34 protein-coding genes and 1 pseudogene are annotated in these 23,196 nt (G+C 55.4%); 22 read left to right on the forward strand and 13 right to left on the reverse strand.

Going from position 1 to position 23,196, the window contains the following annotated elements; genetic code table 11:
* Positions 1–274 precede the first annotated feature (274 nt).
* From RDU76_11365 to RDU76_11385, 5 genes and pseudogenes are all read left to right on the forward strand, one after another.
* On the forward strand, positions 275–1,003 hold the full coding sequence (locus RDU76_11365) for an MBL fold metallo-hydrolase (GenBank protein ID MDQ7799519.1): 729 nt from the start codon (positions 275–277) through the stop codon (positions 1,001–1,003).
* A 300-nt stretch (positions 1,004–1,303) separates the two neighbouring features.
* A complete protein-coding gene (locus RDU76_11370; protein ID MDQ7799520.1) occupies positions 1,304–1,579 on the forward strand; it encodes a zinc-ribbon domain containing protein in 276 nt (91 codons plus the stop codon).
* A 216-nt stretch (positions 1,580–1,795) separates the two neighbouring features.
* On the forward strand, positions 1,796–2,878 hold the full coding sequence (locus tag RDU76_11375; GenBank protein MDQ7799521.1) for a divergent polysaccharide deacetylase family protein: 1,083 nt from the start codon (positions 1,796–1,798) through the stop codon (positions 2,876–2,878).
* A 345-nt stretch (positions 2,879–3,223) separates the two neighbouring features.
* Positions 3,224–3,604 carry a hypothetical protein gene (locus RDU76_11380; protein MDQ7799522.1) on the forward strand — a complete coding sequence of 127 codons (381 nt, stop codon included), beginning with the start codon at positions 3,224–3,226 and terminating at the stop codon, positions 3,602–3,604.
* Between the two features lie 250 nt (positions 3,605–3,854).
* Positions 3,855–5,243: pseudogene (locus RDU76_11385) on the forward strand (ATP-dependent Clp protease ATP-binding subunit).
* A 405-nt stretch (positions 5,244–5,648) separates the two neighbouring features.
* Here the strand turns inward: RDU76_11385 and RDU76_11390 are convergent.
* From RDU76_11390 to RDU76_11400, 3 genes are all read right to left on the reverse strand, one after another.
* Positions 5,649–5,936: a hypothetical protein gene (locus RDU76_11390; protein ID MDQ7799523.1), complete on the reverse strand. Its 288-nt coding sequence runs from the start codon at positions 5,934–5,936 to the stop codon at positions 5,649–5,651.
* Between the two features lie 12 nt (positions 5,937–5,948).
* Positions 5,949–6,866 carry a S24 family peptidase gene (locus tag RDU76_11395; protein MDQ7799524.1) on the reverse strand — a complete coding sequence of 306 codons (918 nt, stop codon included), beginning with the start codon at positions 6,864–6,866 and terminating at the stop codon, positions 5,949–5,951.
* A 372-nt stretch (positions 6,867–7,238) separates the two neighbouring features.
* Positions 7,239–7,493, reverse strand: a complete 255-nt coding sequence (locus tag RDU76_11400; GenBank protein MDQ7799525.1) for a hypothetical protein — start codon at positions 7,491–7,493, stop codon at positions 7,239–7,241.
* 30 nt (positions 7,494–7,523) lie between these two features.
* On the opposite strand from RDU76_11400, the gene RDU76_11405 reads away from it, so the two are divergent.
* The 15 genes from RDU76_11405 (at position 7,524) to RDU76_11475 (ending at position 15,014) form a co-directional block, all read left to right on the forward strand.
* Complete coding sequence (locus RDU76_11405) at positions 7,524–7,733, forward strand: helix-turn-helix domain-containing protein (GenBank protein ID MDQ7799526.1); 210 nt, start codon at positions 7,524–7,526, stop codon at positions 7,731–7,733.
* Positions 7,734–7,865: 132 nt separating this feature from the next.
* A complete protein-coding gene (locus RDU76_11410) occupies positions 7,866–9,803 on the forward strand; it encodes a transposase (protein ID MDQ7799527.1) in 1,938 nt (645 codons plus the stop codon).
* 22 nt (positions 9,804–9,825) lie between these two features.
* Positions 9,826–10,713, forward strand: a complete 888-nt coding sequence (locus RDU76_11415; protein ID MDQ7799528.1) for an AAA family ATPase — start codon at positions 9,826–9,828, stop codon at positions 10,711–10,713.
* Positions 10,714–10,923: 210 nt separating this feature from the next.
* Positions 10,924–11,247 carry a DUF4031 domain-containing protein gene (locus RDU76_11420; protein MDQ7799529.1) on the forward strand — a complete coding sequence of 108 codons (324 nt, stop codon included), beginning with the start codon at positions 10,924–10,926 and terminating at the stop codon, positions 11,245–11,247.
* An 11-nt stretch (positions 11,248–11,258) separates the two neighbouring features.
* Complete coding sequence (locus RDU76_11425) at positions 11,259–11,627, forward strand: hypothetical protein (GenBank protein ID MDQ7799530.1); 369 nt, start codon at positions 11,259–11,261, stop codon at positions 11,625–11,627.
* On the forward strand, positions 11,624–11,812 hold the full coding sequence (locus tag RDU76_11430; GenBank protein ID MDQ7799531.1) for a hypothetical protein: 189 nt from the start codon (positions 11,624–11,626) through the stop codon (positions 11,810–11,812). Before RDU76_11425 ends, RDU76_11430 begins: the two co-directional genes overlap by 4 nt.
* Positions 11,809–12,150 carry a hypothetical protein gene (locus RDU76_11435; GenBank protein ID MDQ7799532.1) on the forward strand — a complete coding sequence of 114 codons (342 nt, stop codon included), beginning with the start codon at positions 11,809–11,811 and terminating at the stop codon, positions 12,148–12,150. Before RDU76_11430 ends, RDU76_11435 begins: the two co-directional genes overlap by 4 nt.
* Complete coding sequence (locus tag RDU76_11440; GenBank protein MDQ7799533.1) at positions 12,147–12,314, forward strand: hypothetical protein; 168 nt, start codon at positions 12,147–12,149, stop codon at positions 12,312–12,314. Before RDU76_11435 ends, RDU76_11440 begins: the two co-directional genes overlap by 4 nt.
* Positions 12,314–12,775, forward strand: a complete 462-nt coding sequence (locus RDU76_11445; GenBank protein ID MDQ7799534.1) for a regulatory protein GemA — start codon at positions 12,314–12,316, stop codon at positions 12,773–12,775. The genes RDU76_11440 and RDU76_11445 overlap by 1 nt, the downstream gene beginning before the upstream one ends.
* Positions 12,768–13,172, forward strand: coding sequence for a hypothetical protein (locus tag RDU76_11450; GenBank protein ID MDQ7799535.1), 405 nt, complete (start codon positions 12,768–12,770; stop codon positions 13,170–13,172). Before RDU76_11445 ends, RDU76_11450 begins: the two co-directional genes overlap by 8 nt.
* The gene (locus RDU76_11455) at positions 13,169–13,543 is read left to right on the forward strand and encodes a hypothetical protein (GenBank protein ID MDQ7799536.1); all 375 of its coding nucleotides are present in this window, start codon (positions 13,169–13,171) and stop codon (positions 13,541–13,543) included. Before RDU76_11450 ends, RDU76_11455 begins: the two co-directional genes overlap by 4 nt.
* 10 nt (positions 13,544–13,553) lie before the next feature.
* Positions 13,554–14,081, forward strand: a complete 528-nt coding sequence (locus tag RDU76_11460; GenBank protein ID MDQ7799537.1) for a hypothetical protein — start codon at positions 13,554–13,556, stop codon at positions 14,079–14,081.
* Positions 14,082–14,083: 2 nt separating this feature from the next.
* A complete protein-coding gene (locus RDU76_11465; GenBank protein MDQ7799538.1) occupies positions 14,084–14,269 on the forward strand; it encodes a hypothetical protein in 186 nt (61 codons plus the stop codon).
* Complete coding sequence (locus RDU76_11470; GenBank protein ID MDQ7799539.1) at positions 14,266–14,580, forward strand: Mor transcription activator family protein; 315 nt, start codon at positions 14,266–14,268, stop codon at positions 14,578–14,580. Before RDU76_11465 ends, RDU76_11470 begins: the two co-directional genes overlap by 4 nt.
* Before the next feature lie 14 nt (positions 14,581–14,594).
* On the forward strand, positions 14,595–15,014 hold the full coding sequence (locus tag RDU76_11475) for a hypothetical protein (GenBank protein ID MDQ7799540.1): 420 nt from the start codon (positions 14,595–14,597) through the stop codon (positions 15,012–15,014).
* A gap of 146 nt (positions 15,015–15,160) precedes the next feature.
* Here RDU76_11475 and RDU76_11480 read toward each other — a convergent pair whose 3' ends face one another.
* From RDU76_11480 to RDU76_11525, 10 genes are all read right to left on the reverse strand, one after another.
* A complete protein-coding gene (locus tag RDU76_11480; GenBank protein MDQ7799541.1) occupies positions 15,161–15,952 on the reverse strand; it encodes a DNA adenine methylase in 792 nt (263 codons plus the stop codon).
* 112 nt (positions 15,953–16,064) lie between these two features.
* Positions 16,065–16,643, reverse strand: a complete 579-nt coding sequence (locus tag RDU76_11485; protein ID MDQ7799542.1) for a phage virion morphogenesis protein — start codon at positions 16,641–16,643, stop codon at positions 16,065–16,067.
* 4 nt (positions 16,644–16,647) lie between these two features.
* On the reverse strand, positions 16,648–16,800 hold the full coding sequence (locus RDU76_11490) for a hypothetical protein (GenBank protein MDQ7799543.1): 153 nt from the start codon (positions 16,798–16,800) through the stop codon (positions 16,648–16,650).
* Complete coding sequence (locus RDU76_11495; protein ID MDQ7799544.1) at positions 16,800–17,633, reverse strand: phage minor head protein; 834 nt, start codon at positions 17,631–17,633, stop codon at positions 16,800–16,802. The genes RDU76_11490 and RDU76_11495 overlap by 1 nt, the downstream gene beginning before the upstream one ends.
* A gap of 3 nt (positions 17,634–17,636) precedes the next feature.
* On the reverse strand, positions 17,637–17,930 hold the full coding sequence (locus RDU76_11500) for a hypothetical protein (GenBank protein ID MDQ7799545.1): 294 nt from the start codon (positions 17,928–17,930) through the stop codon (positions 17,637–17,639).
* A complete protein-coding gene (locus tag RDU76_11505; GenBank protein ID MDQ7799546.1) occupies positions 17,931–19,649 on the reverse strand; it encodes a DUF935 family protein in 1,719 nt (572 codons plus the stop codon).
* A gap of 2 nt (positions 19,650–19,651) precedes the next feature.
* Complete coding sequence (locus RDU76_11510) at positions 19,652–21,055, reverse strand: terminase family protein (protein ID MDQ7799547.1); 1,404 nt, start codon at positions 21,053–21,055, stop codon at positions 19,652–19,654.
* Positions 21,052–21,465: a hypothetical protein gene (locus RDU76_11515; GenBank protein MDQ7799548.1), complete on the reverse strand. Its 414-nt coding sequence runs from the start codon at positions 21,463–21,465 to the stop codon at positions 21,052–21,054. The genes RDU76_11510 and RDU76_11515 overlap by 4 nt, the downstream gene beginning before the upstream one ends.
* Positions 21,458–21,721, reverse strand: a complete 264-nt coding sequence (locus tag RDU76_11520; GenBank protein ID MDQ7799549.1) for a hypothetical protein — start codon at positions 21,719–21,721, stop codon at positions 21,458–21,460. The genes RDU76_11515 and RDU76_11520 overlap by 8 nt, the downstream gene beginning before the upstream one ends.
* The gene (locus RDU76_11525) at positions 21,718–21,987 is read right to left on the reverse strand and encodes a hypothetical protein (protein ID MDQ7799550.1); all 270 of its coding nucleotides are present in this window, start codon (positions 21,985–21,987) and stop codon (positions 21,718–21,720) included. The genes RDU76_11520 and RDU76_11525 overlap by 4 nt, the downstream gene beginning before the upstream one ends.
* A 138-nt stretch (positions 21,988–22,125) precedes the next feature.
* Between RDU76_11525 and RDU76_11530 the strand changes: the two genes are divergently transcribed.
* The gene (locus RDU76_11530; GenBank protein MDQ7799551.1) at positions 22,126–22,584 is read left to right on the forward strand and encodes an N-acetylmuramoyl-L-alanine amidase; all 459 of its coding nucleotides are present in this window, start codon (positions 22,126–22,128) and stop codon (positions 22,582–22,584) included.
* A gap of 12 nt (positions 22,585–22,596) precedes the next feature.
* Positions 22,597–23,112, forward strand: coding sequence for a hypothetical protein (locus RDU76_11535; GenBank protein MDQ7799552.1), 516 nt, complete (start codon positions 22,597–22,599; stop codon positions 23,110–23,112).
* Positions 23,113–23,196: the final 84 nt, after the last annotated feature.

Here is a 23,196-nt window from a genome sequence, read left to right on the forward strand (position 1 = left end):
GAGTTCAGCAGCAGAGCTGATGCGACTTGGGGTCCCCGCCTGCGGCAATTTTGCTAAAGCAGAAACGGACGTTAAAAATTCATTGCAAAGCTATGCCTCTTGCCCTGATCAAGGAATTTAGTCCGTGGATATATATATTTTCGAAAATTACTGGGCGGACAAGGCTTCCTTCGTTTGCTTTGCATGGGTCTTGCTCAGGACATGCTTTTGTTACTTTTCTGGCCCACAGAAAAGTAAGGGCGTTTATCCTTCAATCTCATAAGGAAAAAACAAAATGAAAACATATTTCGCTTTTCTTTTGCCGTTTTTCCTGCTGCCTCTGACAACCTCCCATGCCCAGCCAGTCTTCGAGGCCGACACCTTCGCCGTAGGCCAGAAGAAGCTGGTCATCCATTTCATCGGCCACGGCACCTTAATGCTGGACTACGATGGATTGATCATTCATGCGGACCCGGTGGGCCGCTACGCAGACTATGCCAAATTGCCGAAAGCTGACATCATCCTGATCACCCACCAGCACCAGGACCATCTGGACAAGGAGGCCATCACCAGGATCCTGTCGGAAAAGACGCGCATTATTCTAAACCGGGCTTCTTACGACATCCTGGGCTTCGGCAAAGCCATGGTCAACGGCGATACCATCACCATAAAAAATGTTAAGATAACCGCCGTTCCGGCCTATAATACCACCAAGGGGCGGGACAAGTTTCACCCCAAGGGACGGGACAACGGCTATGTTCTTGATTTTGGTGGCAAAAAGATCTATATCGCCGGTGACACCGAAGATATCCCGGAGATGAAGAATCTGAAAAGTATCGATATCGCCTTCCTGCCCATGAACCAGCCCTACACCATGACCGCCAAACAACTGGTAAATGCAGTGAAAGTCATAAAACCGCGGATCGTCTATCCCTACCACTACGGCGACAGCGATCTAACAGTCCTGCCGGGACTGCTAAAGGGGGTCAAAGGAACGGAGCTGCGCATCCGCCGGATGAACTGAGATATGGTCGCCCACGAAACACACGAACAGACACTAAAATCATCACCTTTCCTTTTGAGCCCTAAATAACTTTTGCGCAATTTCGCGATTTTAGCGGGAGATCACCGGAGACAGGCTTCTGTTTTGGCTATAAAAATATTTTAAATTATTTAAAAATAACACTTGACAAACCACCGGCTTTGTGATACACTGCTCAATAGTAAAACAACCCAAGCGTCCGGAAAACCAATTCCCCGTGTCAGTTGTTAATTGACCAGGGGGTTTTTTTTCGGGCAAAAAACACAAAATCCAAGGAGAAACATGAGTTTCACGGACAAGACCCTATCCTGCAAAGAGTGCGGGAAACCATTCACTTTCACTGCCGGCGAGCAGGAATTCTATCAACAGAAGGGCTTCCAGAATGAGCCCCAGCGCTGCCCCGACTGCCGCTCAGCCAAAAAGAGCGAAAGACGCGGACCCCGCCAGATGTTCAAAGTGACCTGCGCCGACTGCGGCCAGGACACCGAAGTTCCCTTCAAGCCCACCGGCGATCGTCCCGTCTATTGTTCGGACTGCTTTGCCAAGAACCGCGCCTAAACTTCTAACATCGTCATTCTAAATTTGCCAGATATAGATGATAGGACAAAACCTCCCGGGAAACCGGGAGGTTTCTTTTTGCCCAAAATGGCGGCCCGGGTCGAAAACCAGCCCCCTGGCTGAAACAGGCCAAAATATCTGATCGGGAATGCCGGCCGGTCACATACTTTGCCTCTTGCTAAAATATCTGCTCTGGGGTAAAATAACACCTGAGATATGACTAGAAACAGAAAGAAAAAAAGGTCCAATCTATGGATCGTGCCGGCGGCGGGGCTGGTTCTTCTGGCGGCCCTGGCCCTGCGCCATTTTGCCGGACGGCCACCAAAGCCGTCCCTGCCGGATATTTCCCGGAGCCAGCCCTCCCATCCCGCCCCCCGGGATATTCGGGGCCTGCAGGAAACCCTGTCGGACCAGGGCTTTGCCATCCGGGCCCTCAGCCCGGGCGACGACAGCTCCCGGAATTTCCTGATCTACATCCCGCCGGGATATCCCCTGGTCCAGGCCAATTTGATCATAAACCGCCTGGCCCGGGCCGAACACTACACCCCAGCCAGATCGCTGGAGAACCGGAAGAAGCAGCGGCTGGAGCTGGCCTTTCTTTCCCGTGATTCCCTGGCCCTCAATATAACCGTTCTCAAAAAAAAGGCTCCGGCCGAAAAAACCTCCCACCTGCCCAAGATCGCGCTGGTCCTGTATTTCTGGCCTCCGGAGATATCCTCCCTTTCCGGGCACTTCGACAAGATAGCGGCCATCAAAACCTTGATAGTGAAGGACAATTGCCGGCCAAAGGACCGGGAGATAGTCTGCACGGCAATCCTGGAGCCTAAGGGCTACCCCGGGAACGATCCCGGCCCCAGCACCATTTTGGTGGACGATCCCACGGGAAAAATAAAAAACAAGCTGGACGATGCCGCCAATACGGCCGATGAGCCGGTTGGCCTGTACCTCTGGCAGGGATCACGGGCCGTGGAGGACGACAGGATCACGGATATGATCACCTCCTATTGCAGCCGCAATCAGCTCATCCTTCTCGAGCCCTACCCCACGGCCCAATCCCTGGTAAAAAGATCCGCCGCAGGCAACGCCTGCCTTTATATTACCCCCGATCTGGTAATTGACCCTAAAGCATCCGCCAATAGTTGTCTATCTCAGCTGAAAAATCAACTTGCCAAAACCAAGGCCCGATCGCTTATCCTGCTGCCGGCCACCGAGAACGCCCTGAAAGCCCTCAATAAGGTCCTCACCACGGAAACCGCCGCCCATTACGAATTTGTGGCCGTTTCCGGGATGATGCAATGAAAATTTGAGGTTCACCGGAGCGGGTATTGCTTATAGCCCGGGGATCTGACATTTGGCCAAGGAATTCCTCTGGCCAAATGGAATGCTATCCTGCATATTATTGGATATTTTAAAGGCTGGAAATATTTTCCCAGCCTTTTTCTTTTATTGGTCAACATTTAGACTCCACTGTCAAAAATATATGGCTATTGTCAAAGCATTGGTGGTGTTGTGTTTCTTTTATAACTCTTTGGTATTCATTATATTAAAAATATTTTATCAACCTGGCATGACAAGTGCTTGTATATAATACCAGAACGCAAACAAAACAAAACAAATAAACTCTAAAACCCAAGGAGAGCTAAAATGAAAAAGGTAACCATCTTCGCAGCCCTGTGCGGAGTCATCTTCGCCGGAATAACCACCACCTGTTACGCCCGCCCCAACTGGGGAAGATTTTTGCCCAGGCCTATCGTTATCCCGGCCGATTCCCTAGGCAGCGATATCATTATTGCCGCCATCGATTTCAGAAAGTATCTTCCCCGGCCCATTATCAACCCCGGTGATTCCACCGGATTTTCATCCCCTATTGAATTGGTTGCCGCTCCGATCGCCAAGGATCCCCCGCCGCATCCTTGGTTGAGAAGGACCTTAACTGCTCATCAGAACGAGATAATCATCTCCGCTGTTCCGGTTGCCAAGGATCCCCCGCCCCACCCCTGGCATAGAAGGACTCTCACCGCTTAAAGCAATTACCACCAAACATAAAAAAGCCGCAGCTTAGCTGCGGCTTTTTTATTTCCCTTGACAAAACACCTTCTGATACTTATATTTATTACTCGAAGCATATCAGAAGACATAAGGCCAGGAATGGCCCTGATTACCTTCAATGGATCTTCTTAACCCAGCTCTTAAGAGCTGAGTTAAGTGTACGTCCCGTACCAGCCTTGGGCCGTTCCCGGCCTTTTAGATAAATTGCTAATTTTGAAGGATCCTTATGCGCTTGGATAAATTTACCGTAAAATCCCAGGAGGCCCTGGAGGCCGCCTCCGGACTGGCCGGGCAAAAGAACCATCAGGAGATAACCCCGGAGCACCTGCTTTTATCATTGCTGGTCCAGGATGACGGGGTGGTGGTCCCCATCATTCAGAAGCTGGGGGCCAGGCCGGAAATGATCCGGGACCGGCTGGCACAGGAGATCGATGCCATCCCGAAGGTCTATGGCGGAACCGGGCAGGCCCATATGTCGCCCGGGCTCAACCGGGTGCTGCAGGAGGCCATGAGTGAGGCCGACCGGATGAAGGACGAATACGTATCGGCCGAGCACCTGCTTTTGGCTATCTCCGAGGGATCCGGAAAAGCGGCCCAGATCCTGAAGAATGCCGGTATCACCAGAAATGCGGTGCTGAAGGCCCTGGTGGACATCCGGGGCAATCAAAGAATAACCGACCAGAACCCCGAGGGAAAATACCAGGCCCTGGCCCGCTACAGCCGCGACCTGACCGATCTGGCCCGCCAGGGAAAGCTGGACCCGGTGATCGGCCGGGACGACGAGATCCGCCGGGTGATCCAGGTGCTGTCCCGCCGCACCAAGAACAACCCGGTGCTGATCGGAGAGCCCGGGGTCGGCAAGACCGCCATCGTGGAGGGCCTGGCCCAGCGGATTAATTCCGGCGATGTGCCGGAGACCCTCAGGAACAAAAAGGTGGTGGCCCTGGACATGGGGTCACTGATCGCCGGGGCCAAGTTCCGGGGCGAGTTCGAGGAGCGCCTGAAGGCGGTGCTCAAGGAGATCGAGACCGCCGCCGGGGAGATCATCCTTTTCATAGACGAACTGCACACCCTGGTGGGCGCCGGCAAGGCCGAAGGCGCCATGGACGCCTCCAACATGCTGAAGCCCGCTTTGGCCAGGGGCGAATTGCGGATGGTGGGCGCCACCACCCTGGATGAATACCGCAAGAACATCGAGAAGGACCCGGCCCTGGAGCGCCGGCTGGCGCCCATCGTGGTCCAGGAGCCGTCGGTGGAGGACACCATCGCCATCCTGAGGGGCCTCAAGGAACGCTATGAACTGCATCACAAGGTGCGGATCAAGGATTCCGCCCTGGTGGCGGCGGCGGTGCTGTCCCATAGATATATCTCCGACCGCTTCCTGCCGGACAAGGCGGTGGACCTGATAGATGAAGCATCGTCCAGATTAAGGATCGAGATCGACAGCCTGCCCACCGAGATCGATGAAGTGGAGCGCCGCATCATGCAGCTGGAGATCGAGCGGACCGCCCTGAAGAAGGAGCGGGACCATGCCTCCCAGGAGCGCCTGGCCAGACTTGATGCCGAGCTGGCCGAGTTGAAGGAAAGATCCTCGGCCATGAAGGCCCACTGGCAGAATATGCTTTATCAGGTAATATGAGATATTAAAAAGGGGAATTTAAAAGGGCAAAGTTATTGGAGTTATTAGTAGTTGCGGCACAAATGCCGGTTTGAGATTTTATACCCGTTTTTACCGGTTTACTACCGTAAACGGCCGCCGTATAAAGGGCATTTAAAAAGGCCGTAAAGGCCATAATACAGCGTTATATAAGCCAGTTACGGCGCAAATACAGTCTCACCAGTAAACCGGTAAAACACCAAAAGGTGCGAACAAAGGTGCGAATAAACAATAAATACTTCGCACCTTTTATTATTTATTATATATCAATAACTTATAATACATAATATTACTAAATACCGTTTTAAGAGGTAGGCAAAGGTGCGAACAAGGTTGGGCGTTTTAAGAGTAATTTTAAAGCAGTTATTTATTATTATATATTTGTGTAAGATCATGCCCCTTAACCACCCACTCAAGCTTAGATCCGCAATGCCTGCATAGTATATTCCCAGGCTCGATTACCCCTTTGCAAAGCTTACACTTTACCCGGTGATCGGGAAGATTTAAAGCAATAAACCAGCCCAGTGGCCCAAGGCATAAACTAAGCACAGCGCCGCCGCCAGTCTGCCCTTTGAATCTGCCGATCCATGCGCCGCCTAAAATAAATATTGCCCACAAATAAGGCACCAGAAAAATTGAGACTATCTCCATAATCCCTCCTTTTTAAAATTTACCGCCTACCCAGACAACCTTCCCGAGAACATTTATATCTGATCCTTTAATCTCGAACGGATCCAGCATTTTATTATCGCTGACGATCTGCACCATTCCTTCCGGCTTTAGCTGGACTCTCTTCACAACCAGGGTATCGTCGAAGCGAAGCAGGTAAACACTACCGCTCTTCAATATCTTCTGGCTCTGGTCCACCATTACCAGGTCGTTATCGTTAATAGTGGGAACCATGGAATCTCCGGAGGCTGTTACCACCAGCAGGTCTTTGCCGGAAACACACAGCACTTTCTCTATATAATGGTGCGGGAAAAGCAGGTGCCCGGTAATGTTCTCCTGGCAAATATAGCAGCCTGACCCAGCCGCCGCCGCTACATTATATAAGGGCACTCTCACACTGGCCTCAGCGCTATACTCGCTGAGGCCTTCTTTTATTACCCTTGGATTATCACCATCATAAATAATCGGCTTACTATCGTTAATAAAAATCTGTTCGGTGTTGCCACATAGCCATTGAGGATTCACGTTAAAAGTAAAAGATAAAACCCTCTCAAGCTGATTAGACAATTTTGTCTTTCCGGTCTCAATATTTTTTATTTGGTACCATTTGAGACCTATCAGCTTTGCCATTTCGGCTTGAGTTAAAGAAAGCTCTTTTCTTAACTCTTTTAATAATAGTGACTTATTAACCATATAAAAATATTTTTTAAAATAGCTATTTTTGACTTGACAAATTAGACAAAATTGTCTATAATCCAACTTAACCAATAAATGAAACTTTACAGAAACGGAGGGGGAAATGGAACGGGTATTAATTATACGCATTCCCTGGTGGCCCAGAATCAGTAGCGCCTGGCTAAGGGCCGGTGGTGATCTTTTGCGCACGGCGTTGATAAACGCATCTATCGCCATAAACAGAAAAGTATTTGGGATCCACCTGTGTCGATCTTCTCAGGGGTTTGAAGCAAGGTATTCGGTTGTTGATATGGCGGCCGATCGCTGGATCAGGGTCTTTGATAAAGAGAACAGGCGTCTTACACATTATATTAAACCATAAACCAATAACAACAAAAACGGAGGGAGAAACCATGGCTACAATAGGGACTGGTGGCAAAAGCATTGTTACTCCAGCAATGAGACGGATCATGCGTAAAAATTCAAGAAACCTGGAGGCGCTGCCGCAGCCAGGTATGCTACCCAAAAAAAGCATCCGGCCGCGGAGGGATCCCCTAACGGAGGGTAAAATGAGTACAACCACCCCATTAACCCCCGAATTAAAAGAAGCTATTTTTGAGGCAATTGAGCAGGACGTTCTGAATGGTGGGCGACTATCGTTTTTAAAACATTGATGGCCTGTTCTTTGGCGAGTCTGCGCACCTCGTTTAAATCGGTAATAGATTTGTCTATAAACACCACTAATTCGGTATTGTAAAAACGCTGGCCCTTTTCATCTACGGGATATTGATATCTGACTTTAACGTTGATCACTCCACCATTGTCCGTATCTCGCGGGTGGATCTCTAAAATAGTTATTTCCATAATAAACCCTCCCCTTAAATTAAAGGTGTTATGAAAAAATACCGCAAAATAAAATCCATGATGGTCCTCAAGGGCATTAAGAACACCGACGTTGCCGCCCGTGCCGGCGTGGCCGATGTTACCGTCTCTGTGGTTCTCACCGGACGGCGCCGATCAAAAAACATCGAAACGGCCATAGCCGATCTGCTGGGTTGCACCAGGGATCAGCTGTGGCCGCCGCGTAAAAGCAAGGCTGCCTGATAACAGGCGGTAAAAAACACTTTACTATAAAATGTTCATCTTGTCAATACCTAATTTTCGGAGATCGTCATGACGCTTAACAACAGTATCCAGGCAACTCAGTGGGTCTCGGTTAAACAGACAGCAATGTTATTGAGATGTTCTGAACGTTGGATACAAGCGCAATGTAAGTCGGGTAAATTAAATTATAGATTAGACAACGCCAACGGCGGCCAGCAGTACCGCATTCTGCTGGACAGCCTGCCGGCCGAGGCCCAAGCCAGGTACTGGCAGTCCCACGCTCCGGTGGGGCTCATTGTAAACTCTGCCGAAGACGAGACTCTGCCGGCCGTGATCGAACCAACCGAGGCCGAGGTATCGGAAGCCGCCAAGGATCGCGCCCTATCTAAGGTCGACCTGATCAAAGCCTGGGACGATTACCGGGCCGAGCACCCGGGCCAGAGAGAAGAAGCCAACAACCAGTTCCTGGAGCTTTACGCCGCCGGAAAGATCTGCCCGGGCCTGCTGAGCAGGCTGGGTCCGATAACCCGGCCCACCCTTTACCGATGGAAAAAGTCCCTCGGTCCGGAATACGCCTGGCGCAACGTGCTGGACGGGTATTACAAAACGGACGCCGCCACCTGCGCTCCCAAGCTTTCCGAGGAAGAGCGCAACTGCTTTCTCAATATCCTGCTCCATCAGAACCGCATCAAGGTGGACACCGCCTATCAATACACCGCTTTCCAACTGCAGAAGACCGGCCAGCCGGTAACGGCCAGCAAGGCCACCTTCCGCCGCTTTGCCGAGTGGTACAGCAAGAACCATCACGATGTGTGGACCCTGGCCCGTGACGGCCAGAAAGCCCTTAGAGACAAGGTCGTGCCGTATATCAAGCGGGACGCCGGCAAGCTGGAAGTGGGCCAGGTGCTGGTGGCCGACGGCCATCGCCTGAACTTCCGGGTTCTTAATCCCTTTACCGGCAAGCCCTGCCGGCCTACCATGGTGGGCTACGTGGACTGGAAGAGCGGCGACCTGGCCGGCTACGAGATCATGCTGGAAGAGAACACCATGGTCATCGCCTCCGCCCTGCGCAACTCAATACTGAACCTGGGCAAGATCCCGCAGATCTGCTACCAGGATAACGGCAAGGCTTTCCGATCAAAATATTTTACGGCCACTGAGTCCCTTGAAACAGCGGGGATCAACGGCCTTTTCGCATCCCTGGGGATCACCACCGTCTTCGCCCGGGCCTACAACGCCAAGGCCAAGGTGATAGAACCCTGGTGGCACATCTTCACCAACTCGTTTGAGCGGCTGCAGGCCTCCTACGTGGGAGCCGGCATCGATGACAAGCCGGCCCACATGATGCGCAACGAAAAGTTCATGCAGCGGATCTCCAGCGGCTTTGTGCCTACGTTGGACGAGACCATAGAGATGATCAACGCCTGGCTGGATTACCGCCGGTCAAACACCGCCTGCCCCAACGTTCCGGGAATGACCATCGGCCGGGTGTTCGATGACGGCCGGGGCCCCGGAGTGGATCCCGCCAAGCTGGACGATCTGCTGCTGGCCAGCTCCGAGGCCGTTATCCGGCAGTCCCGGATCCGCTTCCTGGGAGAGCATTACGAGCACGACAGCCTTTACGGCCTCTCCGGCAAGGTGCGCGTCAAATACAGCTTGTTCGATCGCACCAGCCTTAAGGTCTACCACACCCAGGGGCAGTACATCTGCACCGCCTCCAAGGCGGAGATGATCCACCCCATGGCCCGGGTGCTGGGCAACCTGGCCGATCAGGAAAAGCTGAAGGATGCCATCGCCAACCAGAAGGCCCTGGAGAACCGCACCATCGTGGACTTTACCGCAACGGTGCCGGCCATCGCCGCCCCCAAGCTCCGGCCGGCGAAAACCGCCCGCGCCGTGCCGGCGCAGAACATCAAACATCTTCCGGAAAAGTCCTGGGGCAAGGCCGAGCCTACCGAGGCCGAGCAGCTGATGGCCGCCACCGGAACCTACGACCTCTCGGCTATGGCGCCGCCGGCGCCGCCGCCCAAGCAAAAGCTTTATTTATTCGATAGCGATATGCCTAAATAACAATCAACAAAGGAGGGAGAAAATGAACCAGGAGCAACTGAGAACCGAGCTTAAAAAGCTCATCGATTCCAAGGAAACATCCTGCAACGGCGCCGCCAGGGGCATGGGGATCTCGGCCTCGGCGCTTTCCACCTGGCTGGCCGGGAAATACGCCGGGAACGTGCAGACGGTGACGGCCGCAGTGGCCGGGTATCTTAAGCGGATGCAGGAGAAGCGGGCCCAGCCCAAGCAGAACGTAGGTTTTGTGATGACCTCGGTGTCGGCCAAGATCTTTGAAGTGGCCCGGATGTGCCACTTGGACAGCGACATTGGAGTGTGCTACGGCCAGGCCGGCGTGGGAAAGACCAGGTCCCTTAAGGAATACGCCGCCCAGAACCAGGACGTGATCCTGATAGAAGCCGATCTGGGCTACAGCGCCAAGGCCCTTTTCCAGGAGCTGCACCGGCACCTGGGGCTTTCCGGAGAGGGCCAGATCAACAGCCTTAAAGACCAGGCGATCGACAAACTTAAAAAGAGCGGCCGCCTGATCATAGTGGACGAAGCCGAACACCTGCCCTACCGGGCCTTGGAGCTGCTACGGCGGCTCAACGACAAGGCCGAGGTGGGCATTTTGATGGTGGGCATGCCCCGGTTCATCGCAAACCTGCGGGGCAAAAAGGGCGAATACGCCCAGCTCTACAGCCGGGTGGGCGTGTCCTGCAAGCTGGAGGAGTTAAAGGATAAAGACAGCGAGGATATCGTCAGGTCGGTGCCCGGGATGAAATACCACCCGGCTTATCACGAGGTCTCGGGCGGCAACGCCCGGATGCTGACCAAGCTGATGCGCCAGGTCCCCAGGGTCTGCGCCCGTACCAAGGTGGATGTCTCGGCCGAGGTGATCCGGGAAACAGCCAAAATGCTGATTGTTTAAGGAGAGAGCGATGCCGAAAGATAGATGGAAGGAATACCCCTGCCCTTATTGTGACCAACAGATTAAGGCCCTGGTGCCGCAAAAAAATATGGTGAACCCCGCAAAAGGATACTGGGATTCTGCGGTATGTTGCCCTCGTTGTTACAACCTGCATTTTCAAAAGATCTGGCCCAGTGGCAAAGTTGTAACTACTAAAATGAGCGATTAGCAATGGTCTACACCGACGGCAAACACCTGGTGGCCGATTATTTTCAGGAATTGCTGGCCTTCTCCAAATCCATCGGCCTGCGGCCCGAGTGGCTGCAGGACCGGGACAACGGGCATAAGCATACGCACTTCGACCTGACCACGCCGGGCATGGCGGAAAAGGCGTTGCGGTACGGGGCCAGGCAGGTCACCAGCAAAGAAGCGGTGCGGATCTCCGACAACATGAACCGCTACGGCGAGCGGGAATACGTGATCACCTACGAACTGCCGGGCGGCAAAAAACTGCCGGTGATCAATAGCCAAACCGGGCAAACCAATTTATTTTAAGGAGCCTTTAAATGGAACTTAAAGAACTTATGGGCATAGCCCACGAAAAATATACCAAGGCCGGATTGTTCAATACTCCGGGGCGGTTCTCCAAGCAGCTGGGATCGCTTCACGAGAACGTCTCCGAGGCCCTGGTGGAATACTCCGAGTGGGGCAGCGTGATCACGATATCGCACTCCTTAAAGCCCAGCAACCACGGCCAGCCCCTGGGGGTGCCGATAGCCCTGGCCTCGGCGGTCATGAAGGTATTGGCCCTCTGCGCCGAGTATAAGATAGATCTCGAAGCGGCCGTAAAAGAAATGGCGGCCTACGAATGCGCACAAAGGGCCTTGCCTCAATCGTTCGCAGAGGCGGTGCGGGAAACGGCAGGCGCCAAATGAAGACCACTCTGGTTTATTACATAGACGACGTGCGCTGCGGGATCTGCGGCGCCTGCCACCCGGTGAACTTTGCCTGGCTGCCGGTGGGGGCGGTGTGTATTCCCTGCCTGACGGCCAAGGTAAAAGACTATGATTCGGTCCTGGACCCGTCTCCTCGCCATGCCCCAGGAGGAGCTGCGGCATGACGGAGATAAATATCGATATCGATCGCAGCCCCAGCAAATGCAAGGCCTGCGGGAAAACAAGATCCGGTAATATTATCAACGGAGACGGCAGCCGGCAATGCTTCAAGTGTTTGGGCGAAGCGATAAAACACCCCCGCAGGTTCTCTTTTAAGCGGCAGTGCAAACGCCTGGCCATGGAGCTTGGCAAAGAAAAGCGTCAGCAGATCCTCGACAAACTGCATCAGGGAAAATCACTGGGCGAGATCGCCCGGGAAGAATTAGTGGATCTCGACGCCGTAGTGGGGGTTTTCACCATGAACACAAAAAAGATCGAGTACCTGGCCAAGGAGTCCGTATGAGCATAAGACTGGTCACCATAGATGAAGCGTTTGATGTTTACCACCGGGAGGGCTTTTCCTGGCCCGCGAGCCAAGAATACGCCCTGCGCTGGTGGACCAATAGGTATATGAATTTAAAAAACATCCGGTCCGAGATCAAACGGATCCAGGGAGGTAAACATTAATGTCCGCCCAGATCATCACCTGGGATCTGGTGAAGAAGATCCACACCATCAAGGGCGCCATGAAGCTGACCGAGGGAGATTACCGGGCAATGCTCGGCGGCTACGGCGTGGACACCTGCAAGGACCTGCAATACAGCCAGGCCGTGGATATGCTGGACAAGCTGGAAACCCAGGCTGTGAGCATGGGTGTGTGGGAGAAGCGCTCCGGCAAGGGTAAATACGAAGGCCTGGGCAATCGGCCCGGGAAGGCCGCCCCCTCCCAACTGCGGATGATCGAGGCCATGTGGGCCGAGGTCAGCCGGCAGGATACGGCCCAGGCCCGCGCCGAAGCGCTGGGCAAGTTCGTCAAGAGGATCACCGGAATAGATCATATAACCTGGCTGGGCCCGGCCGATGTCCGCAAAGTGGCCAGAGCCCTGCAGACAATGAAAACCCAGAAAAGGGAGACCGCCAATGAGTAAACCGGTATTCGGAACGGCCGTACGCAAAACGGTGGATCCGCGCCTGTCGGCGCCGGAGAAGAAGATCATAGCCATTCTGCGGCAGGCCCGGCAGGAAAACAGCCGGGTGAACGTAAAGAGCCTGATGCGCCAGCTGGGAACCAGCGATCACCAGGTGCGGTTTTACGTCCAGTCCATGCAGGATAAGGGCGCTCCGGTGTGCACCACGGCCCACGGCGTGGAGCTGGCCGAAACGGCCGAACAGATGGCCGCCCAGTTCGAGCGCATGCAGCAGCACGCCATCGGCGAGCTGGCGAGGGCTTACAAGATCAAGGGCAGCCGGCTGACCGAACGCAGCTTCGGGCAGATCCGGGCCAAGATGGAGCGGGCCATGGAGCCGGCGGAGATCCGGGCATGAAAAAAGAAAATTACTGGGGCTATGTTATCGTGGCCGCCGTCATCATCTGGGCCGTCGTTACCATGGTAGCCATGTGGGATAAACAAATAGCCATGGAAGAGAAGGCCTACCGGCTGGCGGAGGCCCGGCGGATGCCGATCATGGAGCATGCCATAAAGGAACGGGGCCGGACCAGGGTGATCTTCCGGGAATACTGGACCGGATGGAAATTGGAGTCCAGCCAGCGCTACGCCATGATCTGGCCGCCGGAATACCGCAAGGAGTATTTTGCCATGATGCGGCATTCCAAGGCCCGGGACATAACGCACCATTTCGAGCAGGTGGGCTGGTGGACCGAGGACGATGAATACAAAACCATAAAAATAAAATAAGGAGAATTGCATGCACACTATGACCGAGATCGACCGGCTGGCGAAGGTCTATTCCGAAAATCGCACAGCACTGAGGGACCAGGTGCAGAACCTGAACGACCAGATAAACGCCCTTAAAAAGGCCGCCCTGCCGGGCATCCGGAAGTCGGTGGGAAAGACCGCCAACAGCGAGGCCGATCTTAGAGCCGCCGTCAAAGAAACTCCGGAACTGTTCCGCAAGCCCAAGACCGTGATCATGTACGGCATCAAGGTTGGCTGGCAGAAGGCCAAGGGCAAACTGCTGTGGGCCGACGACCAGGTGGTGGTCAAGGCCATCAAGAAGAAATTCGGAGAGGACGGCGCCCCGTACATCAAGACCGTGGAGAAACCGCTCAAAAAGGCGCTGGAGCAGCTATCCGGGGCGGTGCTCAAAAGCCTGGGGATCACCGTCAACGAGGATACCGACGAGGTGGTGATAAGCTCCACCGACAGCGACATCGACAAATTAGTGAACGCCCTGCTCAAGCCCGAGGAGCAGGACCAAAAAGAAACGGACTGACAATGCACGCCGGAGCCGAGTTCCTGGGCTGGCAGGAAATTCCCGGACGTGATCCCATAGCGCTGTATAACGTCACGGATCCGGCCAGTCCGCGCTATCACAGCACGGTCTCGGCCGCCACCCTGCAGAAACTCGGCATAGCGGTGCCGCACACCCCGCCCATCGAAAATAACGGAGGATCGAAATGAGCAAGGGAATCTTGAAGGAAGTTATCGGAGACGTAAAGCTGGAGGACATGCCGAACGGCGACATGAAGATGGTGGCCGAATACTGCGGGGTGGACACCGCCGTTCAGCTGATGTCGCAGATGGGCGGGTTGACGATCTATATTCCCACCGGGATATACAAGGCCAAGGTGGAGCAATACGTGCGCAGGAACTGGCGGAAGATAGAAACCAAACGGCTGGCGCTGGCCTGTAATGTCAGCGAGAAATACGTGTACAACTTGATCCGGCGGGCCAAGGAGGACGAGGCCCAGCTGAAGATATTTCCAAAATAATTAAAGGAGGGTAAATGTCAAAACTATCGCTGACGGTCTCCAGCGTGCTGGCCGGCCTGGCTGAAAATAACATCCGGCTCGGCTGCCGCAAGGCTTTTGGACTGGGTAAGAACGAGCGGATAACAAAAGAGCACCGGCGGGTATTTTACGAATACGCCGTCAAGAGTGGCAAAGCCTGGCCGTGGAAGCTTCCGGGAACCTCTATCCGGGCAAAGAAGAAAACAGCCGAACCGGCTCCGTTACTCAAGCCGGATCTCGCGGCCAAGACGGAAACTATTCATTCTCTACCCGGATCCAAAATATTCTGCCCGGCCTGCGCCGCCATGATCAGTTACGCCGAGAACAATGGCTCGGTGATCTGCGTCAAATGCGGCCGGAAGCTAACCTACAAGATCTCCGTCAAGCGGACCATAGAGATCAGCCTGGCGGATTAAGCACAAATCATTTGGGAGGATTGCCTATGATGCCACTCGCAGCCGGTGCAGTGCCCGGATACCCGCTACATAAGAGTTTGTGAAATGGAAACAGCAGAAGCCCCCGGAGATCTCCGGGGGCTTCGTTTATGATCATAACGGGGCCTTTACGGCTGTTTAATCAATCTGTAATTAGCTATCAACAGCTCGCGGTAAATCCTTCCGTTGGGATTCTTGCCGTTGATACCCTTCTGCCGGCTGACCTCTACCATGGGGAATCCTTTGTAAAGCCGGCGGATCACCGGGGAGTCGTCGTAGGACAGCAGAAAGCGTCCGCGCAGGTTGCCCAGCATCTTTCTCAGTCCCTGGTGGTCGAAAGCGGCGGTGCTGGTCACCTGATACCCGGCGCCCTTGCTGTAAGGAGGGTCGCAGTAGAAGAAGGTGGCCTGCGAATCGTACCTCTGCAGGATCCTTTTGAAGTCCTGATTCTCTATAAGAACCTTGTCCAGGCGCTTATGGATGTCCCGGATCTGCGGAATTATGTTCATGGTGCTGCGCCCGGCGCTGCTCTCTCCGTTGACGGAGGTGCCGAAGTTTTCGCCGCCGGCTCCAAACGATTTTCTGATCAGGAACAGGAACCGTGCCGCCCGCTGAATATCTGTCATGCCTTCACGTTTCAGTATCCGGGTGAACATCTCCCGACTGGTAAGCAAAAAAGCCATCTCCCGCACAAGCTCCTCGGGATGGTACTTTGCCACCAGGAAGAGATTGACCAGACGGCCGTCAAGGTCGTTGTAGATCTCGGATCTCGCCCAGCGATCCTTGTAAAAAAGAACCCACCCTGCGCCGCCGAACGGCTCAACGTAGATCTTAATGTCCTGCGGAATGTGCCTGGAGATCTTTTCTCTTAAAAGACGTTTGCCCCCTATCCAGGAGATTAAATACTTTGCTCTCGGCAGCGCCTTACTGCGCGAGACCCCCCCCCCTGCCTAAGTGTGGTTCGTGGTTGTGGTCCATGGTTTCCCTTTCTTTTTGGTGTTGGTAATATCCCGCACGTATTTCGCGCAGGGTTTATTTTTTTTGCTCGATGTAATCGATCACGTCCCGCTCTATGCCCTCAAGGTCGCCGGCGGTGATCTTGAGGAACGGCCGGGCCGGGATATTCATGTCAACCGAGTGGGCCTTGACCGTGGTCACGCCGGTGGCCACCAGCGTGCGGGCCTGGTATTTTTTTTCGGTCTTCTTGGAGGTCCGTTCCTCCCGGCCGTAAACATTGCGGCTCTTCACCCGGCGGGTGTGCTGGGGAATAGCCACCGTGCCGTCGAACCCGAACTGGTGCGCTGCGGCGTAGTACTTATTGGTGCCGACCACGGCCTGGTCGTTGTCGGACCGCTCGGATATGGAATTCTTGAGCTGGCCGGAGACCACCAGGATGCGGCCGGGCCAGTGCCCTTTGCGCCGCCGGGCATCCTTGGTGCCGTCGCTCAGATCATCCCATCCCGGCCGGCCGCCGACAGCGAAGTTCTGCTCCACCGCATCGTGAATGTCGGCCGCTATCCGCCGCATCAGCGGCCGCCGGTCGGACAACTTTGCCAGCATGTGCCGAATGTACTTTTGGGCTTTGTCGTTTATCACTGTAAAGGTGATCATGCGGTCAGTCCCTTATCACTTCGCGGTTGGTGACCTTGAGCGGGCCGCCGCATTTATCACAGGGCCGGCTGCGAATGTACTGGAGCATGGCGTCGTCGCAGCTGGTCTTGAAATCGCAGTTCTTGTTCTGGCAGGAAAGTTCAATGTAGATCGGCATCAGACGGCGTTTTCTTTAAGATAGCGGTTATAAATATCCATTAGGTCGGGCGGATATTTGCTCAAATCCGGCTTCCAGGCGGCCATGCCCGGGTTGTAGTTGAACCCGGGATCCGGCGCCATGGTAATAATTTCCCCGGTCTGTTCGTTGCGGAACTTGAACACCGTCACCGGGACCACCTCGCCGGTGCGTCCGGAAGCCAGCACCTCGTTCTCCTGCAAAAGCCCGGCCGAAGAGATCACGGTCAGCCCCAGACGCTTTACGTCGGCCGCGCTCAGCGCCCGCACGCTGCAGCGGCAACCCCAGCCGTTGGGCGGATAGTGCGTCTTCCAGAAGGGATCGTTGGCCCAGAACACCAGGCCGTCCAGCCTGGCGTGCGCCGGCCGGGTGACCGAATCCATCACCGCCACGTATTGCAGGTAGGGCCTGGCATCCGCGTTGGCCATCTGCTGTTCCCACCGGCCGGCGTTGTAGGCCGACTGGATGTTCTGGTTGTATATCAGCTGGAGCCGCCAGGGAGATCCCATCTGCACCACCTGGCCGCTCTCCGTCTGCCCCTGGCCCCACCAGCCCTTGCTTTGCAGGATGGGATCCAGGTTCTTTCGGAACTGCTGCAGGGTCAGCCCGTCGTCCAGGGCTTTCTGCAGCTCGGTCTTAATGTCCCGCAAAATATCCAGCCGGGTGACCTTAGAGACGGTGAAGGCATAGCTGTTGGCCTCCTGCCAGGTTTCGTACCAGTCCCAGGAAATGGTATAGCCCTTGGCCCTGAAATATTCCACGGCCTTTTCCGGAGAAAGGCCTATGGCGAAGGAAAGATCTATTTGCTCGGGCATGACCTAACCCTCCGTGATGTTAGAGTGGAAGCGGTCGTGCAGTTCGCCCAGCTTGCCTTTGTTCCAGCCTTCGACGATGGTGAAGTACCCGGTGACCCGGGTGATGTGCAGCACATCGCGGCCGCCGACGGTTTGGGCTTTGATGGTTTCCCAGTCGTTCTCGGCAATGGCCTGGTGCGTGGCGCGAACGGTCACGCCGTGTTTTTTGTTGGTGATCACCATGGCGGCAGCTTCCTCCAGGAATTCGTAGACGTTGGGCTCGGCCAGCAGTTTTTCCCTGAGCGCCTGCATATCCATCTACTTGCCGGCGTTAAGCCGCCCCCACACCTTGCCGATGAACACCGCCCGCGATAGCTTCTCCTGCAGTGCGCTGTCGTCCATGTTCGGGAATATCCCGGCCAGCTTGCCCAGCACCTCGGAGAAGTCCTTGCCCTGGTTGATCAGCTCCACCACCGGCAGCAGCATCTTGTCGGCCTGGGCCTGCATCTCCGGTTTCTGGCCCCGGGCCATGGTGTCGATCTCTGTTTGATCGGAAACGGCAGACACTACGGCTTCGGAAAAGGCTTTGAGTTTTTCGGTGTCGGTGATGTTGTCTATGCTTATTTTTGCCTGCGCCTGCACGATGCGCTGTGCGGCGTTCTCGGGGATACCCACCGCCGTCAGCAGTTCCATGGCCGCCGGCCCGCTGATCGTTTTGGCCGATATGCCCATCAGCACCGATACGGCCGCCTGAATCTGTGCGCCGTTCAGCGGGGCCTCGGCCGCCGGTTCCGCCGGCATGCTGGGCATCCCCGGAAATACCATGCCCGGCTGTCCTGTCTGCGGCCGCGTTACTTCGAAATCGCCATCCTCGAACCCGTACTCTCTCTGGAAGTACTGCTTGGTGAACTGCACCTGTCCGGTGGCGGCCAGCTTGCTGTCCCGCTCGGCCAGGGCGGAATCCACATCCTCCTCGGCGTACATCGAAAACTTCGGCCGGTCTCCGGAAGCGAAGTTAATCTCGTATATCCAGCCGATCATGCGGTTCAGAACCTTTTCCACCAGCTTGCAGTCGCTGTCCACCACGTTCTGGCGGACCTCCATGTGGGCTGTGGTGGCGGCATAGCTGCCGCCCTCCACCTGGGTGGTAAGGTTCTGCCCCAGCACGGCGATGGACATTTCCGATTTGCAGTAGCCCAGCAGCCGATCGTAAACATCCACGCTGCCGGTCTTGCCGCCCGGCTCCTTGATATCCAGGCTGGCGTCTTCCGGGATCACGGCGATGGCGTCCTGCACCATGGCTTCCAGGTCGTCGGCGATCTTGTCTATCTCTGCTTTCTGCGCCCCGCGCGGGTGCTTGCCCACCAGCCAGGGCATGCCGTACTTTTCGGTGAACACCACCCAGAACTTAAGCCCGCCTTTTTTAAAGGTGGCCGGCCAGAAACAACGGGACAGCACGGGAAAGCCGTAGGGGTTGGTGTAGGAGGCCTCGTGCTGTGCCAGCAGGAATTTGCGGTCGGGCAGGGCCTCGCCGTTCACCCAGTTCTCCTTGGTGCGGAATCTCAACTGGTTCTCCGGATCGAACACAAACCAGTTCTGGGGTTTTCCCACTACGGCCCGTGGCAGCACGTACTGGCCCACCTGTTCCCACATCACCTCGGACACCTGATAGCCGTACAGCGGGGCGTCCAATATCTCGGAGATGATCTGATCCAGATCCAGGTTGTTAAAGCAGTCCTCGATTATTTTCGCCTGCCGGCTTTTAGCCTTGCCCCGGTCTATGGCCCAGTTTAGGGCCTTGGTCCCGCTCTTGCGGCTGGTGACGCAGCCGCCCAGATGGGCATCCACCTGCAGCTCGGAATAGGTGTCGATATCCTTGCCCATCTTTTTAAGCACCGGATCGGGATTAGGCAGGTATCCCAGCAGGGAGGCATAATCTATCGACCGCCGGCGGGTGGCGATCTCGGACGAGATCGGAGCCGTGTTCTCGGACAGATCTATGGCGGTGTGGGGGTTGATCCAGATCTTTCTGCTCATGGTTAATAGCCTTTCATAATTCTTGAACTATCGCGGCGCCGGCGGGTGGTGACAGTTATGATCCCGGCCTTGGATCCCAGCCCGGCGGCGTGCTTGCCCAGGGCCAGGGCCCAGAAGCGGTCGGCGTGGCCCCGGGCCTCGCTGGCCGTCACGTCGAACCGGACGTTACCGGCGGCGGTGGTGACCTTGCGGATGCTGTGCAGATCCTCCCGGATATCGAATTCGTCGGGGACGATCAGCATTCTATCGTCCATGCCGTTCTTCACGCCGAAGGCCATCTCCTCCTTGGACGAATTGCTGAAGGTGACGGCCTCCACCCGGTATTTGCCGAAGGCGTCCTGGGCCTCTTCGGCCAGCTGCATCCCTATGCCGGTGTTGTCTATGCAGGCCCGACGCAGGCGGGGATGGGCCAGCGCCGAATACAACGCCTCGCGCTGGTGCTTGAAGGGCGTCTTCTCCATCACCTTGAACATGCGGGTGTACAGGGCGTTGCCCAGATGTTCCAGCACCCACATAACCGACAGATCCTTGCGGCGGCCCACGTCGTAGCCCAGGTACAGATCGCCGGTGGTGTCTTCCAACGGCATCAGGCAATGCTTGTCTTCGCAGTCGGCGATCATTTCGTAGGGCAAAAAGGCGCTGGCCTCGTCCACCGCTATGCAGCAGTATTCCTGCAGCCAGGTGTTCTCGTCCACGCAATCGTTCCGCAGATCCTCCAGCCAGGCCGCCTTTTCTTCCGCCGTGGCTTTTTTCTGCATGATCTTGTCCAGCAGCCCTTCGTCCACCGCTTTCTGAATGGGGACGGTGTGCAGTTTCCAGGAGAGCTTGCCTTTTTTTATGTCTTCGATGGAACGGTAGAACCGGCAGTTGGTGCCGTTGTGGGTGGAAAGGATCCGCAACGGGTGTCCCCAGGTGATCGCCGGGCGGGCGGCGGCCCACATCCGGTCGGGGTCGTCGTGCCAGGCGAACTCGTCCAGCACCACCTTGCCGCCCTTAGATCGAAATGCCTTGGGGTTGGACGACAGGGCGTGGATCTTGCGGCCGCTGGCGAACTCTATGACGAAGGTCTTGATGTCCCGGGCGGGATCCAGCAGAACCTGGCCCCGGCTTTCGGCCACCGCATGGAACACCTTGACCCACATCTCGCAGTAGGAGATGTATTCCTTGGCGGCCGATTCGTCGGCCGACGAGAACCATACCGCCGGCACCGTGCCGGCCACGCAGTCGCGCACGTCCTCGTAGCTCTGGATGTAGGTGGCGCCTATGCGCCGGGACTTTTCCCAGATCTTGATCGGGCTGCGGTCGTTTAGCCATTCGGTCTGATACGGCAAAAAATATCCCGGGGCAAGCTTGCCGGGAATGCCGGCGGCGGCCGGAGCGGCCGCCTTTTTATTTTTTGGACTCATGATAACTGCTTAAGGGCATCTTCGACCGTCTTAACCAGGTCGGCGCTGCCCGGCTCCTTGCCGGATTCGTTGTCCCGTTGCTTGGCGATCTGCTCGTAGTCCTTTACTTTTATCAGCTGGGGAATGATCCGGGTAAGGGTGTACAGCCGATTGGCGTCGACCGGAATGTTGTTTGCCATGTCCTCCCGGATCTTTTTAAGCAGCAGCCGGCCGAACTCGTAAAGCTCCTCGTGGAACGACTGCTTGCTTTTTAAATAGGCGCCGCGTTTGATCTCCCAGTCCCCGGCGTCCTTCCAGGAGCGGATGGTCTTTTCGTTCGCCCGCAGGCGGGAGGCGATCTCGGCGATGGTCAGCTGGTCTATGACATACATCCGTTCCGCCTCGGCCCCGTAAAGCTGCTGCTTAGACATGGAAACCCGCCTCCCTAAGATCGGCCTCGATCTTGGCTATCAATTGGCGCAGGATCTTAAGCTCGGCGTGAATGACCTTGAGCCTCTCCATGGATTCGCCGGCCTTGTCCGCCTCCAACGACAGGGCGTCTATGTAATAGGCCGGAAGATACCGGCGGATAATGGCCACCAGCCCGGAGATCTCCAGTTCCAGCTTGCCGCATTTTTCCCTGGCCACCGCCAGCTGCCCCTTTAGTTGCATCAGTTCGGGATTCATCTTCCGCCTTCCTTTTTAATCATTGGACAATATTGGTTGCTGTCTATCTTCTGCTCCATGCGCCCCAGTATCCCGGAAAGGTATTGCAGGGTCTCGGTCTGGTCCTTGAGCACTTTCATGGTCTCCTGTTCGCGGGCCTGCATGCCGTTGATCATCTGAGTGAACAGAGAGATCTGTCCGCGATGGTAAAAGAACCAGATCAAAAATATCAGGGCGTTGATCCCCAGGTTCAATATCAGCTTTAACAAAAACGACGATTCGGCCATTAAGGCTCCTTGTTGGTGTTGCGCTTGGCGATCTACAATCGCCAAGAGTGTAATCTATATTAAAGGGCTTTGATAAATAAACCTTTTAGGAAACCGTTTATTATGCACCGGGCAATGATATTGAATATAATCCGCACCATGGCACAGCGCATAAGCAACATCATCATCCACTGCAGCGATTCGGTGTTCGGAGACGTCAACGAGATCCGCAAGTGGCACCTGGCCCGGGGATGGCGGGAGGTGGGGTACCATTTCGTGATCCTTAACGGGCTGATCCAGCCGAACTTCTTTTTGGACGCGCTGGACGGATCCATTGAGGCCGGCCGGTATATCAACTCCGACAGCCTGCTGGACGACAACGAGGCCGGAGCGCACACCCTGGGCTATAACGCAAGGTCCATAGGTATCTGCCTGGTAGGCAAAAAGAAGTTTACCGCCAAGCAGATGAATTCCCTGCTGACCCTGGTCCGCCAGCTTAAGCTGCGGTACATGATCCCGGTCAAAAACATCCTGGGCCACAACGAAACGCCCTCCGGCAAAGCCGAAGGTAAAACTTGCCCCAACTTTCGGGTGGCAAGAATAAGAGAACAAATATAAGGGGAGACGATCATGCAAACACCCGCCATGGAATTCTTTCAAGCCTACCAGGCAAGATCCCGCAAAAACATTTTGGCCATCCTGGCCGCCTCGATCATCCTTTTGGTTCTGGCGGTGCTGCCGCTGTGGGCCCAGCAGTCGCCGACTGCCGTCCCGCCCCTTAACGAATCGCTGGCCGGATTCTTCCAACGGTTCGTAGCCCCTATCCTGACCGCCTTTTTAATGGGCATGGTCTCGATCCTGATAGGCTACCTGTCCAAAAAGTTCAAGACCGACGCCCTGTACCAGAACCGCGAACTGATCAACAAGATCGTCCTGGGCGGCATATCCTACGCCGAGGAGCAGGCCTACAAGGCCATCAAGAACAATAAAAAGATCGACGGCCAAAACAAGATGATACTGGCGGTGTCGTTCATCCTGGAACAAATGCCGTCGCTGTCGGCCGACCAGGCCGAGCGCCTGGTGGAAAGCCTGCTGGCCCAGATCAAGGGCGTGGGCGCCAGCAAAGACCTGGCCGTCGGCCAGTAGGCCAAGGCAATGTGGGAGATCCTGGGAACCCTGCTGGCCTTTGTCCTGCCGCTGCTGGCCGAGTGGGTAAAGACCGAACTGGAG

Source organism: Candidatus Edwardsbacteria bacterium (genome assembly GCA_031082425.1).
Classification (GTDB): Bacteria; Edwardsbacteria; AC1; order AC1; family EtOH8; genus UBA2226.